This is a genomic window from Herbiconiux dendrobii, assembly GCF_052048175.1.
Taxonomy (GTDB): Bacteria; Actinomycetota; Actinomycetes; order Actinomycetales; family Microbacteriaceae; genus Herbiconiux.
Genome location: NZ_JBLZQV010000009.1, coordinates 69,997 through 83,915, shown reverse-complemented (window position 1 = coordinate 83,915; position 13,919 = coordinate 69,997). Strand labels below are relative to the sequence as shown.

General features: G+C 71.2%; 11 protein-coding genes and 1 pseudogene. 6 read left to right on the top strand and 6 right to left on the bottom strand.

Annotation, left to right across the window (positions count from 1 at the left end; genetic code table 11):
• Positions 1-15 precede the first annotated feature (15 nt).
• From ACN4JJ_RS19720 to ACN4JJ_RS19710, 3 genes are read left to right on the top strand one after another with little or no spacing between them, the layout of a single operon-like run.
• Positions 16-801 (top strand): DeoR/GlpR family DNA-binding transcription regulator, encoded by a 786-nt coding sequence (locus ACN4JJ_RS19720; protein ID WP_440711606.1) that lies wholly within the window; start codon positions 16-18, stop codon positions 799-801.
• Positions 798-1,808 carry a 1-phosphofructokinase family hexose kinase gene (locus tag ACN4JJ_RS19715; protein WP_440711605.1) on the top strand — a complete coding sequence of 337 codons (1,011 nt, stop codon included), beginning with the start codon at positions 798-800 and terminating at the stop codon, positions 1,806-1,808. Before ACN4JJ_RS19720 ends, ACN4JJ_RS19715 begins: the two co-directional genes overlap by 4 nt.
• A 17-nt stretch (positions 1,809-1,825) precedes the next feature.
• Entirely contained in the window at positions 1,826-4,033 is a 2,208-nt protein-coding gene (locus tag ACN4JJ_RS19710; RefSeq protein ID WP_440711604.1) for a PTS fructose transporter subunit IIABC, read from the top strand.
• A gap of 424 nt (positions 4,034-4,457) precedes the next feature.
• Here the strand turns inward: ACN4JJ_RS19710 and ACN4JJ_RS19705 are convergent, their stop codons facing one another.
• Positions 4,458-5,156, bottom strand: coding sequence for a winged helix-turn-helix domain-containing protein (locus ACN4JJ_RS19705; RefSeq protein ID WP_440711603.1), 699 nt, complete (start codon positions 5,154-5,156; stop codon positions 4,458-4,460).
• A 365-nt stretch (positions 5,157-5,521) separates the two neighbouring features.
• Between ACN4JJ_RS19705 and ACN4JJ_RS19700 the strand changes: the two genes are divergently transcribed.
• The gene (locus ACN4JJ_RS19700; RefSeq protein ID WP_440711602.1) at positions 5,522-6,994 is read left to right on the top strand and encodes an MFS transporter; all 1,473 of its coding nucleotides are present in this window, start codon (positions 5,522-5,524) and stop codon (positions 6,992-6,994) included.
• A 488-nt stretch (positions 6,995-7,482) separates the two neighbouring features.
• Here ACN4JJ_RS19700 and upp read toward each other — a convergent pair whose 3' ends face one another.
• Positions 7,483-8,115 (bottom strand): uracil phosphoribosyltransferase, encoded by a 633-nt coding sequence (gene upp, locus ACN4JJ_RS19695; protein ID WP_440711601.1) that lies wholly within the window; start codon positions 8,113-8,115, stop codon positions 7,483-7,485.
• 260 nt (positions 8,116-8,375) lie between these two features.
• On the opposite strand from upp, the gene tadA reads away from it, so the two are divergent.
• On the top strand, positions 8,376-8,897 hold the full coding sequence (gene tadA, locus ACN4JJ_RS19690) for a tRNA adenosine(34) deaminase TadA (protein WP_440711600.1): 522 nt from the start codon (positions 8,376-8,378) through the stop codon (positions 8,895-8,897).
• 131 nt (positions 8,898-9,028) lie between these two features.
• Here the strand turns inward: tadA and ACN4JJ_RS19685 are convergent.
• Both ACN4JJ_RS19685 and ACN4JJ_RS19680 read right to left on the bottom strand, forming a co-directional pair.
• A pseudogene (locus tag ACN4JJ_RS19685) lies at positions 9,029-9,544 on the bottom strand (glutamine amidotransferase-related protein); the annotation flags it as partial.
• A gap of 62 nt (positions 9,545-9,606) precedes the next feature.
• Positions 9,607-10,569, bottom strand: coding sequence for a cation diffusion facilitator family transporter (locus ACN4JJ_RS19680; protein WP_440711599.1), 963 nt, complete (start codon positions 10,567-10,569; stop codon positions 9,607-9,609).
• A gap of 87 nt (positions 10,570-10,656) precedes the next feature.
• Here ACN4JJ_RS19680 and proC point away from each other — a divergent pair, with 87 nt between their 5' ends.
• Positions 10,657-11,541, top strand: coding sequence for a pyrroline-5-carboxylate reductase (gene proC, locus ACN4JJ_RS19675; protein WP_440711598.1), 885 nt, complete (start codon positions 10,657-10,659; stop codon positions 11,539-11,541).
• 124 nt (positions 11,542-11,665) lie between these two features.
• Here proC and ACN4JJ_RS19670 read toward each other — a convergent pair whose 3' ends face one another.
• Positions 11,666-12,337 carry a potassium channel family protein gene (locus ACN4JJ_RS19670; RefSeq protein WP_440711597.1) on the bottom strand — a complete coding sequence of 224 codons (672 nt, stop codon included), beginning with the start codon at positions 12,335-12,337 and terminating at the stop codon, positions 11,666-11,668.
• Positions 12,330-13,814, bottom strand: a complete 1,485-nt coding sequence (locus ACN4JJ_RS19665) for a TrkH family potassium uptake protein (protein WP_440711596.1) — start codon at positions 13,812-13,814, stop codon at positions 12,330-12,332. The genes ACN4JJ_RS19670 and ACN4JJ_RS19665 overlap by 8 nt, the downstream gene beginning before the upstream one ends.
• Between the last annotated feature and the right edge of the window lie 105 nt (positions 13,815-13,919).

The following is a 13,919-nucleotide window of genomic DNA, read 5'->3' as shown; positions in this document are numbered from 1 at the left end:
GAAGGCCGAACCGACATGTACGCCGTCGAACGTCACGAACAGATCAGCGACCTCCTCGCCTCCAGCGGCCGGGTCACCGTCGCCGACCTGGCGGTGTCGCTCGGAGTCACCCCCGAGACGGTGCGCCGCGATCTCGACCTCCTCGAGAAGGAGGGCGTGCTGCGCCGCGTCCACGGCGGAGCGGTCGCGAGCACCAAGACGAGCATCGCCGAGCCGAGCGTCGCCGATCGAACGGATCGGGCGCGCGAGGCGAAGCTCGCCATCGCCGACGCCGCGCTCGCGCTGCTCGGCGAGGGCTTCAGCGGTTCCGTCCTGCTCGACGGCGGCACCACCACCGGTGCGCTCGCCGAGCGCCTGGCCGGCTGGACCTCGGCCGACGGCCGTCAGCTGATCGTCATCACGAACTCCGTGCCGATCGCCGCCCTGCTGCACCTCAACCCCGCGATCGACCTGCACCTGCTCGGCGGCAGCGTCCGCGGCGTCACGAGCGCGGCCGTCGGCGCCGCCGCCATCGACCAGCTCGCCCATCTGCGGCCCGACATCGCGTTCCTCGGCGCCAACGGCGTCAGCGCCTCGTTCGGCCTCAGCACCCCGGAGGAGCGCGAGGCCTCGGTGAAAGCGGCGATGATCCGCAGCGCCCGGCGCACGGTCGCCCTGGTCGACTCGAGCAAGCTCGGCGACGAGGCGCTCTACCGCTTCGCCGAGCTGCGGGACCTCGACACCCTCATCTCCGACGCCGACCCGGCCGGAACCCTCTCCGCCGCGCTCGACGCCGACGGGGTCGAGGTGATCGTCGCGTGATCGTCACCGTCACGGTCAACCCCTCCTTCGACCGCACCATCGACCTCACCGCCCCGCTGCAGCGCGGCCAGGTGCAGCGCGCGGCCCGCTCCACCCAGGAGCCGGGCGGCAAGGGCGTCAACGTCTCGCGAGCACTCCACGCGGCCGGATGCCCGACCCTCGCCCTGCTGCCCGGTGCGCCGGACGATCCGCTGGTGCTCGCCCTCGGTGCGGCCCGCATCCCGGCGGAGAGCGTGCCCGTCGCGGCGCCGATCCGCTCGAACACCACCGTCACCGAGCCCGACGGCACCACCACCAAGCTGAACGAGCCCGGGGCGCCGGTCGACGAGACGACGACGGATGCGCTGGTCGCGCTCGCCGTGCAGCGCTCGGCCGACGCCTCCTGGCTCGTGCTCGCCGGGTCGCTGCCGCCCGGCGCCCCCGACGACCTCTACGCGCGGATCGCCGCCGCCGTGCAGGCGGAGGCCGCTCGCACGGGCCGCGAGGCGCCGGCGATCGCCGTCGACAGCTCGGGCGCGCCCCTGGCCGCCGCCGTGGCATCCGGGGCTCGGATCGCCCTGATCAAGCCGAACGGCGAAGAGCTGCTCGAGCTCGCCGCCGCGGCCGGCATCGCGGTGCCCGCTCTCGCCCCCGCGGCCTTCGAGGCCGACGACGACGCCGTGATCGCGGTCGCCGAAGAACTGCTCGACCTCGCCCCGGCGCTCGGATCGCTGCTGGTCACCCTCGGCTCGCGCGGCGCCCTGCTCGTCAGCCGCGACGAGGTGCTCGCCGCCCGCGCTCCCGTCATCGTGGCGCGCAGCACGGTCGGTGCGGGCGACTGCGCGCTCGCCGGCTACCTGCTCGCCGCCGAGCGCGGCGACGACGCGGCCGGCCGTCTCGCCCAGGCCGTCGCCCACGGCGCGGCCGCCGCTTCCCTGCCAGGCTCCCGGGTTCCGTCCCTCGAGCTCACCCACCCCGACGAGATCCTCGTCAGCCAGCGCCCGCGCATCGCCGCCGGGCGGAGATAACGAAGGAGTCCCCTCCCATGTCCCTCATCACCACGGAACTGGTCGTGCTCGACCAGGATCTCGGCGCCGAGAAGTCGGGCGTCATCCGCCGCCTGGCCGAACTCGTCACCGCCACCGGCCGCGCCACCGACGCCGAGGCGCTCTACGCCGACGCCTGGGACCGCGAGAGCAAGACCGACACCGGCATCCCCGGCGGCCTCGCCATCCCGCACTGCCGCTCGGCGGCCGTGCTCGAGCCGACGCTCGCGATGGCGCGCCCGCGCCCCGCGGTCGACTTCGGTGCCGGCGACGGCCCGGCCGACCTGATCTTCTTCATCGCCGCTCCCGACGGCGCCGACCAGGAGCACCTCGTGCTGCTCTCCACGCTCGCCCGCTCGCTGATCAAGCCCGAGTTCGTGGCGGCGTTGCGCGAAGCGCCGACGGCGGAGGCCATCGTGGCGCTCGTCGACGGGGCGCTGGCGGGAGGGGCGCCGGCGAAGGCGGCCGCTCCGGCGGCGGCGGCCGACGCTGCTCCGGTTGCCGCTGCGGCGACGGATGCTCCGGCGGCGCCGATCGCACCGACTGCGGCGTCCGCCGCTCAGGCCGCCCCTTCGGCCCCGGCTCCGTCGCCCGCCGAGAAGCCGATCCTCGTGGCCGTCACCGCGTGCCCCACCGGCATCGCGCACACCTACATGGCGGCCGACTCCCTCGTCGCCGCGGCGGCCCGAGCGGGCGCCGAGCTGCACGTCGAGACGCAGGGATCCTCGGGTGCCGACCCGCTGGATCCGTCGCTCATCGACCGGGCCGTCGCCGTGCTGTTCGCGGTCGACGTCGACGTGCGCGACAAGGGCCGCTTCGCCGGCAAGCCCGTCATCCAGTCGCCCGTGAAGCGCGGCATCGACGAGCCCGACGCCATGATCGCCGAGGCGCTGGCCGCGGCGAACGACCCCTCCGCCCGCCGGGTTGCGGGGGAGAGCGGATCGGGCGACGCCGCGGGCGCGAACCGCTCCGGCAACGGAGCCCCGAACGAGCACATCGGCGCCAAGCTCAAGCGCTACCTGCTCACGGGCGTCAGCTACATGATCCCGTTCGTGGCGGGCGGTGGCCTGCTGATCGCGCTCGGCTTCCTGCTGGCCGGCTACCAGATCAACTCCAGCGCCACCGACATCGTGCTCGGCAACTCGCTCTGGAACCTGCCGGAAGGCGGCCTCGCCACCTACCTCGGCGCGGTCTCGTTCGTGATCGGCGCGGCCTCGATGGGCTTCCTGGTGCCCGCTCTCGCCGGCTACATCGCCTATGCGATCGCCGACCGGCCGGGCATCGCGGTCGGCTTCACGGCCGGTGCCGTGGCGCTCGTGATGAACGCCGGGTTCCTCGGTGGCCTCGTCGGCGGTCTGCTCGCCGGTTTCATCGCCTGGGCGATCGGCCGCCTGCGCGTGCCGCGCGTCATCCGGGGCCTGATGCCGGTCGTGATCATCCCGCTGTTCGGCTCGATCTTCGCCTCCGGACTCATGCTGCTCGTGCTGGGCGGCCCGATCGCCCTGCTGATGACGGGGCTGAACGACTGGCTGTCGTCGCTCACGGGCGCCTCGGCGATCCTGCTGGGCGTCATCCTCGGCACCATGATGGCGGTGGATCTCGGTGGCCCGATCAACAAGGTGGCCTACGCCTTCGCCGTGGCCGGCCTCGCCGCCGGTACCGTGGAGAACCAGGCGCCGTGGCAGATCATGGCGGCCGTCATGGCCGCAGGCATGGTGCCGCCGCTCGCTCTGGCGCTCGCGACCGTGATCGACCGCCGCCTCTTCAGTGCGGCGGAGCGCGAGAACGGCAAGGCGGCCTGGTTCCTCGGTGCGGCCTTCATCTCGGAGGGCGCGATCCCGTTCGCGGCGGCCGACCCGCTCCGTGTGATCCCGGCCGGCATCGTCGGAAGCGCCCTCACCGGCGCGATCGTCATGGGTACCGGCGTCACCTCGCAGGCGCCCCACGGCGGCATCTTCGTCTTCTTCGCGATCGGCAACATCGGCATGTTCCTCCTGGCGATCGCCGCCGGCATGATCGTCTCGGCCGTGCTCGTCGTGCTGCTCAAGCGCTTCGTCCGCCGCCGCCCGATCGCCGCCGACGCCGACGCGGCGGTCGCGCCCGCGGCCCAGGTCGGTGCTCCGGATGCGGGGCTCACCACCCCGGCTCCCACCACCCCCGGCGCGGCGCAGCCGGCCCCCGCCCGAACCCCGGTCCCCACCCGCTAGCAGTCCCCCCAAGCGAATCTCCCCAGCTCAGGACTCCGGTCCCTGACCTGGGGAGTTCTGCCTTAACACGGCGCAGCAGCCCCCCCCGAAGCAGCAACGTGCAACGAGCCGCTACCGCAGAAAAGCGGCGGCGTGTACGTCGCTTTTCTGCGAGAGAGCGCAAAACCCGAGCGAGCCCCTAACCTCACCGCAAGGTGCGCCGCAGAGGCGGCGGCGCACCCGGAGCCCTAGGGGCTCCGGCAACCAACACAGAGGCGGCGGCGCACCCGGAGCCCTAGGGGCTCCGGCAACCAACACAGAGGCGGCGGCGCACCCGGAGCCCTAGGGGCTCCGGCAACCAACACAGAGGCGGCGGCGCACCCGGAGCCCTAGGGGCTCCGGCAACCAGCACGTTTAGACCGTCATGCCGGTGCGGCCCCGGCTCTCAGAACAGATCAGGCGACGGAGTGCTCGTGTGCCGAACACTGACGTCGGCATGGCGGTCAAACCGGTACCCCACCCCCCGCACCGTGCGCACGATGTCTTCGTAGTCGCCGAGCTTGGAGCGCAGGCGGCGCACGTGCACGTCGATGGTGCGTTCGTTGGGGGCTTCCTCGTCACCGGCGCTCCAGAGCGAGGAGATCAGTTCGGCGCGTTCGATCGTGCGGCCTTCGCGCAGCACGAGGTACTGCAGCAGCTCGAACTCCTTGTAGGTGAGGTTCGCGGCGGTGTTGTCCAGGAGCACCCGCTTGCGCGAGAGGTCGACGACGACGCCGTCACGGGCGCGGTCGGCGGCATCCGGAACCTCCTGGCGCTGGCGGGCCAGAGCCGAGGGGTCCTGCAGTGCGAGACGCACCACGTCGACGTCACGACCACCGGCGCCGCGGGGCGCGAGTGCCACGGCGGCGTAGGTGTCGGAGGAGGGCGCGATCTGCTGCGCCAGGGCCTTCAGGGCCTCGACGATGCGGCCGAGGTCGGTGCCGTCGGCAGCGGCCTTGTCTTCGTCGATGCCGACGTAGAGCACGAAGCCGCGGGCTTCGGTTCCTTCGGGCACGGCGCGGATGCGCGGGGCTTCGGTGACGTCGTCGACGCGCTTGAGCGGCGAGACGGTGGTGGGGCGGGTTTCGAGGTGGGCGATCGACATGAGAGTTGTCCTTGCGGCAGTGGCCCGGCTAGGGCGGACCCGAGAAGTATCAGGCTGCGGACTGCGATGAGAGTCCGGGGCGGCATCGTCTGCGATGCGGGAGGGCCGTCACTCTGCGATCAGCGGGATGAAGCTGAGAGAGTGGAAGGCGCTCGGCGAGATGGTCTCGTTAGCGACACATTCGACAACACATGACGACACTGCCGGTCATCATCATGCCGGCATCCCCGAGGGCCTCACAGGAGGTCAGGGCGTGCACGTTGTCAGTCATGTACGGAATTCAACCGGAAGTGCGGTGCCACTGTCAAGTGCATCGGAGCGATCGGGCCGTGGTCGGATAGTTAGCACCGGTATAGATTTCGAAGATGACCTCTCCTTCTCCCGCCTCGACCGTGGGCGGAGGATCCCGCTGGCAGGCCTACTGGGTCGCCGTGGGTGTGGCCGCCCTGACCATCCTCGATCTGTCCAAGGTCAACGTGGGGCTCCCGTCGATCGAGAAGTCGCTCGGTGCCGACTCGACCTCGCTGCAGATCATCGTGGCCGGGTACGCGCTGGCCTTCGGTCTGGCGCTCGTGCCCTCCGGCCGGCTCGGCGACCTCTACTCGCGCAAGACCATGTTCGTCATCGGGCTCAGTGCGTTCACGCTGTCCAGCGCCCTGTGTGCGCTGGCGCCGAGCATCGAGATCCTGCTGATCGCGCGGATCATCCAGGGCGTCGCCGCGGGCATCCAGATGCCGCAGGTGCTCGGGCTCGTGCAGCAGCTGTTCCAGGGCGAGGAGCGCGGCAGGGCCTTCGGGATCTTCGGTGCGACGATCGGCGTCGCCACGGCGTTCGGCCCCACGCTGGGCGGCCTGCTGATCGCGATCGGTGGCGAGACCGACGGCTGGCGTCTGCTGTTCTGGATGAACGTCCCGCTCGGCCTCGTGGCGCTCGGTTTCGCCCTCCGGCTGCTGCCGCGCACGCAGGTGCACCAGCCCGGGGCGCGCAACCTCGACCTGGTGGGCATCGTGCTGCTCGGGGCATCCGTCTTCAGCTTCATGCTGCCGTTCGTGCTCACCACCGGCGGGCCGGACGACAGCCCGTGGCGCTGGCTGTGGCTGGCCGGATGCGCCGTCGCCGTCGTGCTCTTCATCTGGTGGGAGCGGCGCTACGAGGCGGCGGGCAAGTCGCCCGCCATCCGGTTCGCGCTGTTCCGGATCAGCTCGTACCGCAACGGGCTGCTGCTTGCGGCCACCTGGTTCGCGGCGGGGCCGGCGATCTTCCTGCTGACGACGCTGTACCTGCAGCAGGGGCTCGGCTTCGCGCCGGTGTTCGCGGGGATGGTGAGCATCTCGTTCGCGCTCACCTCGGCGGTGAGCGCCCTGATCGGCGGGCGCCTGGTGGCGCGGTACGGGCGCTCGCTGGTGGTGCTGGGCGTCGTGGTGGCCATCGTCGGCTTCGTGCTGGTGCTGCTGGCGGCGGTGCTGCCGCCGGCCGACTGGTCGATCTGGCTGATGGCCGCGGCGATGGCGGTCGCGGGGGCCGGGGGCGGGCTCGTGATCTCGCCGAACCAGACGCTCACGCTGGCCGAGATCCCCGTCACCGAGGGCGGAACCGCCGGCTCGATGGCCCAGGTCGGTCAACGGGTGGGCACGGCGGTCGGTGTCGCGGCGGCGTCGGCGCTGTTCTTCTCCACGATCTACCGCGAGAGCGCGGGCCCCGCCACCGACCTGCAGTTCTACCACGACGCCTACCGCAACGGCATGTTCGTGGCCCTGGGCCTGCTCGTGGTGGCCCTCGTCATCGGCCTGTTCGACCTCCGAGCCCGAGCCCGCCCCACCCCCGACGCGGCGGCCTGAGCCGCCGCTCCCACCGGCGAAGCGGCCTGAGCCGCTGAGCCGCTGGTCCGCCGACCCGCGTGTCCGCCGGTCCGCGATGAAACCCGCGCATACCGGAAAAGGCGGCGGCGTGTACGTCGCCTTTTCCGGAGAGAGCGCCCACAAGCCTCGCGCCGCGCTACCTCACCGCAAGGTGCGCCGCAGAGGCGGCGGCGCACCGGTCTGAGCGGAGCTCAGACCGCAGCAGGCCAGGCGGCGGCGCACCGGTCTGAGCGGAGCTCAGACCGCAGCAGGCCAGGCGGCGGCGCACCGGTCTGAGCGGAGCTCAGACCGCAGCAGGCCAGGCGGCGGCGCACCGGTCTGAGCGGAGCTCAGACCGCAGCAGGCCAGGCGGCGGCGCACCGGTCTGAGCGGAGCTCAGACCGCAGCAGGCCAGGCGGCGGCGCACCCGTCTGAGCGGAGCTCAGACCGGTGCAGACCAGCCGGCGGCGCACCCGTCTGAGCGGAGCTCACACCGTACCGTAGAGCCGGTCCCCGGCGTCGCCGAGGCCCGGGACGATGTAGCCCTTCTCGTTGAGGCGCTCGTCGAGGGCGCCGAGGACGAGGGTGACGTCGCGGCCTTCCGTGGCCTTCTCGAGAGCGGCCACGCCCTCGGGGGCGGCGAGGAGACAGACGGCCGTGACATCCTGAGCCCCGCGCGCGAAGAGGAAGTCGATCGCGGCGCCGAGCGAACCTCCGGTGGCCAGCATCGGGTCGAGCACGAAGCACTGGCGGTCGGAGAGGTCGTCGGGAAGGCGCTCGGCGTAGGTGGTGGGCTCGAGGGTCTCCTCGTTGCGCACCATGCCGAGGAAGCCGACCTCGGCGCTCGGGATGAGCTTCACCATGCCCTCGAGCATCCCGAGTCCGGCACGCAGGATGGGTACGACCAGCGGGCGCGGGTCGCTGATGGCCACCCCGGTGGTCTCGGCCACGGGGGTCTGGATGGTGACGGGCTGCACGCGCACGGTGCGGGTGGCCTCGTAGGCGAGCAGCGTGACCAGCTCTTCGGTCAGCGACCGGAAGGTCGGCGACGGGGTCGCGCGGTCACGCAGGATCGTGAGCTTGTGGGTGATGAGCGGGTGGTCGGCAACGTGAACGCGCATGCCGCCAATCTACTGGACTCCGCCGAGCGCCACAGGTGCGGTCATCGGGGCGGCCGTGCCGGGCCGACTGGACGGGAGCGGTCGGGGGCGCGACGATAGAGGCTGCTGCCGGGCGATCCCGGCGACGTGGTGGAGACGAGGGATGCAGCGTGGCCGACCCGATTCCGGATGACCGGTCCGCGCCCGGTGCGTCCGCCCCGCCGGCCCGGTCGGCACAGCCGGCTCTGCCGACACCGCCGGCCCCGTCTACCCCGCCGGCCATGCCTGCGCTCCCCGGACCCGCCCGGCTCGCCGAGTGGATGGGACTGGCGATGGAGGAGGCCCGGGCGGCCCTGGAGAGCGACGACGTGCCGGTGGGGGCGGTGGTGGTGGATCGCGACGGCACCGTCATCGGGGTGGGCCGCAACGAGCGGGAGCTGCGCGAGGATCCGACGGCGCACGCCGAGGTGGTGGCGATCCGCCAGGCGGCCTGGAAGCTCGGCGACCGGCACCTCACCGGAGCGACCCTGATCGTGACCCTGGAGCCGTGCGTGATGTGCGCCGGCGCCATCCTGGCCGCCCGGATCCCGCGCGTGGTCTACGGCGCCTGGGACGACAAGGCGGGAGCGGCGGGCTCGGTCTACGACGTGCTGCGCGACCGGCGCCTGAATCACCGGGTGGAGGTCGTCGCCGGAGTGGAGGCGGAGGCCTGCGGCGAGCTGCTGACGACGTTCTTCCGCGATCGGCCGTCGAGGGAGGGGCCGTCGAGCGAGGGGCGGTCGAGGGAGAGCCCGTCGAGGTAGGCACCGAGCATCCGGGCGGAGGCCGCCTGCATGCCGGCGCCGAAGCGCTCCCGGTCGAGGCGGAGGGCTTCGGCGTCGTAACCCGCACGCTCGACGTACGCGGCGTCGGCGACGAGCCACTCCTCGTGCATCGCATCCGTGAGCTCGGGGTGGAACTGCACCGCCAGAAGCCAGTCGCCGGCCCCGTAGGCCTCGTTGGCGTAGGCGGCCGAGGAGGCGAGACGGGTGACTCCCTCCGGCAGCTCGAAGGTGTCGCCGTGCCACTCCGCGACCGGCACGTCGAGGATGTGACGGACGGGGGAGTCGAGCCCCGCATCCGTCGGCCGCACGTCGCGGTAGCCGACCTCGACGCTGCCGCCCTGGCGCACCTCGGAGCCGAGTGCGGCCGCGATCAGCTGCGCGCCGAAGCACACGCCGAGCGTGGGCCGCTCGCTCGCCAGACGGGCGCGCACGAACGCGAGCTCGGTGCCGATGAACGGATGCTCGTCCGCCTCGTAGACGCCCCGCGCCGATCCGAGCACCACGAGCAGCTCGGCGTCGGCGACCGCCGCGAGATCGGCGGCGAAGGTCTGCGACCAGGCGTCGACGAACACGATCCGGTAGCCGCGCTCGCGCAGCACCGGCTCGAAGTTGCCGAGCGCCACCATCGGCTCGTGCCGCACGACGACGGCCGTGGGCATCGACTCCGCACTCATCGCCCGCGGTCTTCTCAGTCGGCGCTCTTGATGACGATCGCGGAGGTGTTGAGCTCCACGTCGACCGGCGCCACGTACACGTCGGGCTCGAGGTAGATGACACGCGCCAGCGGAACCGCGGCCCGGATGTTCGCCTCCGTCTCGTCGATCGTCGCGGCGACGTCGCGCAGCTCCGAGTCGGGCGACAGCGCGATCTTCGCGCCGACCAGCAGCTCGTCGGGCCCGAGGTAGAGCGTCTTGATGTGGATCAGGCGGTCGACCTTGGGGGTGCCCTCGATCGCCGCGACGATCGCCGCGGCATCCGCGTCGTTGGCGCCCTCGCCCACCAGCAGGCTCTTCGTCTCGATGCCCAGGATCACGGCGACCACCACGAGCAGGGCGCCGATGAACAGGGTTCCGATGCCGTCCCAGATGCCGTCTCCCGTGACCACCGACAGGCTCACGCCCACCAGCGCGAAGGCGAGACCCGTGAGGGCGGCCGTGTCTTCCAGCAGCACCACGGGGAGCTCGGGCGCCTTGGCGCGGCGCACGAACTGCACCCAGCTCTGCTTGCCGCGGGTGTGGTTGGACTCCTTGATGGCGGTGCGCAGCGAGAAGCTCTCGAGTGCGATGGCGATCAGCAGCACGCCGATCGGGATGAACGGCAGCTCGATCGCGTGCGGGTGCGTGATCTTCTCGATGCCCTCGTAGATGGCGAACACGCCACCGACCGAGAACAGGATGATCGACACCACGAAGGCGTACACGTAGCGCTCGCGGCCGTAGCCGAACGGATGCTCCTTATCGGCCTTCTTCTTCGCCTTGCGACCGCCGAGCAGCAACAGCAACTGATTGCCGGAGTCGGCGAGCGAGTGCACGCCCTCGGCCAGCATCGAGGACGAGCCGGAGAGGAAGAACGCCACGAACTTGGCCACCGCGATACCCACGTTCGCCAGCAATGCCGCGATGATGGCCCTGGTGCCGCCCGATGTGCTCACGTGTCTCGTCTCCTCCGGCAGGCGCATGCGCTCGATCGACCTCCGGTCGACGCTGCGGGCTGCTCGGCCCAATCCTAGGATGGACCGATGAGCACCGCTGAGAGCAGAACAGACGAGAGCGCGACCGACGGCCCCGACACCGTCACCCTCCCCACGATCGCACTGCTGGGTGCGGGTTCGATGGGTCGCGCCATCCTGAGCGGTCTGCTGTCTCCGTCGGTCGAGGTGGTGGGCGGCATCCGGGTGACCAATCGCCAGGCGGCGAAGGCGGCCGAGTTCGACGACGTGGCCGGTGTCACGGCGTTCGCGACCGAAGGCAATCCGCAGGCCAACCGGCGCGCGGTCGACGGCGCGGCCATCGTGCTGGTGGCCGTGAAGCCCGCCATGGTGCCCGACCTGCTCGACGAGATCGCCGACGCGCTCGCGCCGGGCGCCGTCGTGGTGAGCGTGGCGGCCGGCGTCACGGTGGCCACCTTCGAGGCGCACCTGCCGCCGAGCGCCTCGGTGCTGCGCTCGATGCCGAACACCCCCGCGATCGTGGGGCGCGCCGTGACGGGCCTCTCGGCGGGCAGCCGCTCGAGCGCGGCCGATCTGGCGCTCGTGCGCGCGCTGTTCGAGACGGTGGGGACGGTGGTCGAGGTTCCGGAATCACAGCTCGATGCTCTCAGCACCATCTCCGGATCGGGCCCCGCCTACGTGTATCTGTTGATAGAAGCGATGACAGCCGCAGCTGTGGAAAAAGGATTCACCGAGGAGCAGGCGGCCGAGCTCGTGAACGGCACGTTCGCGGGCGCATCCGAACTCCTCGTGGCCAGCGGAAAGACCCCCACCGACCTGCGCATCCAGGTGACCAGCCCCAAGGGCACCACCGAGCGCGCGATCGCCGTGCTGCAGGAGGCCGACCTCCCCGCCCTCTTCACCCGCGCCACGGATGCGGCCCTGGCCCGCGCGAAGGAACTCGCCGCCGGCTGAACCCCTGCAGCCTGCAGCCCGCAGCCACTTGGCAGAAGTCGCCACTTCGGGCCGCCACTTGCCACAAGTGATGGCAAGTGGCCGCGAAAAGCGGCGACTTCTGCCAAGTGGCGGTGGCTAGGCCTCAGTTGCCCAGGGCCGCGAAGGCCTCGATGTCCGAGCTCTTGCCCGAGACGATGATGAGGTCGTGGTTCGAGACCACGGTCGACTCCGTGGCGTAGGTGAACGGCTTGCCGGGGCTCTTCACGCCCACCACGGTGATGTGGTACTTCGTGCGCACCCCCGACTCGGTGAGGTTGAGCCCCCGGATCGGCTTCGGCGGATACATCTTCACCAGCGCGAAGTCGTCGTCGAACTCGATGAAGTCGAGCATCCGCCCCGACACCAGGTGCGCCACCCGCTCGCCGGCCTCGGCCTCGGGGTAGATGACATGGTTGGCGCCGATCCGCTCGAGGATCTTGCCGTGCGAGCGCGAGATCGCCTTCGCCCAGATCTGCGGCACCTTGAGGTCGACCAGGTTCGCCGTGATCAGCACCGAGGCCTCGATCGACGAACCCACCGCCACCACGGCGATCTGGAACTCGGAGGCCCCGATCTGGCGCAGAGCCTCGACGTTCTTCGCATCGGCCTGCACCGTGTGCGTCACCCGCTCCGACCACTTCTGCACGAGCCGCTCGTCCTCGTCGATCGCCAGCACCTCGCGGCCGAGCCGGTCGAGCTCGCCGGCGGTGGCGGCGCCGAACCGGCCGAGGCCGATGACGAGCACGGGGGCGTCGTGTCTGATCCGGTCAACCAACGATGGGCCTCTCTTCCGGGCGTTTGTAGAGCTGCTGCCGCTGGCTCGCGGCCAGCGCGGCGGCCAAGGTCACAGTACCAACGCGGCCCATGAACATCGTGGCGGCCATGATGTAGACCCCCGCATCCGGCAGCGATGCGGTGAGACCGGTGGTCAGGCCCGAGGTTGCGAACGCCGAGATCACGTCGAACAGCACGAAGTCCAGCGGCGCCTTGGAGATCTGCAGGATCAGGATGCTCGACACGGCCACCGTCGTCGCCCCCCAGAGCACGACCGAGACCCCCAGGCGCAGCACGTCGCCCGGGATGCGCCGGCCGAACGACTCCATGTCCTGCACACCGCGCGCCTCGGCGAAGGCCGCCAGGAAGAGCACGGCGAGCGTGGTCACCTTGATGCCACCGGCGGTCGACGCCGATCCGCCGCCGATGAACATCAGCATGTCGGTCACCAGCAGGCTCGAGCCGTTGAGGTCGGGGAGGTTGATGGTGGAGAATCCGCCCGACCGCGTCATCACCGAGAGGAAGAAGCTCTGGAAGACGGTGTCGCCGGCGTTCAGGCCGCCGAAGGTCTTCGGGTTGTCGAACTCGAGCACGATGTACAGCGCCGCGCCCGCCACGATCAGGATCGCGCTGGTGACGAGCGTCAGCTTCACGTGCACCGACCAGCGCACGCGGTGCTCGCGGCGGTAGTCCCTCGACTTGTGCCGCACCCGCCAGGCGCCGAGGGTGCGCGAGAGCGTGTAGATCACCGGAAAGCCGATGCTGCCGAGGAACACCCCCACCATCAGGATGCCGAGGAAGAAGTAGTCGTTCTCGAACGCGGCGAGCCCCTCGGCGTTCGGCGCGAACCCCGTGTTCGTGAACGCCATGGCCGAGTAATAGAAGCTGTTCCACACGGCCTCGCCGACCGGGATGCCGTCCAGCAGCATCCGGGGGAAGAGCAGGCCGGCGATCACCACCTCGATCACGAAGGCGCTGATCGCCACGGTGGCGAGCAGGTTGCCGATCTCGCCGAGCCGCACCGCCTGGCCTTCCGCCACCGGGCCGTGGTGCATCCGGAGCGGGTTGGTGTCGCTGGCCGCGATCAGCCGGGCGCGCAGCCCGAGCTTGCGGGAGACCGCGAGGCCCAGGATGCTCGCCAGGGTCAGCACGCCGAGAGCGCCGATCTGCACGCCGATGAAGATCAGGATGTGCCCGAACACCGACCAGTGCGTGGCCATGTCGACGGTGGCGAGGCCGGTGACGCAGATCACCGAGACGGCGGTGAAGAGCGAGTCGGCCAGGCCGGTGGTCTTGCCGGTGGCGCTGGAGATCGGCAGCGAGAACAGCACCGTGAACAGCACGATGAGGCCGGCGAAGATGAGGATCGCGAAGCGCGAGGGCGAGTTCTCGGAGAACTCGCGGAAGCCGCTGCGGGCCCGGCCCACCCAGGTGCGGCCGCGGTTCAGAGGGTTGCGGCTGGTGACGGTGCCCCCCATGCCCATCCTGCTGATCCTCGCCTCGGGCCGTCGGTGCCGCACTCCGGGCATCGCTGAACGGTGCCATGCTACCCGGACGGGCGCGCATCCGGATTCCCCGGATGA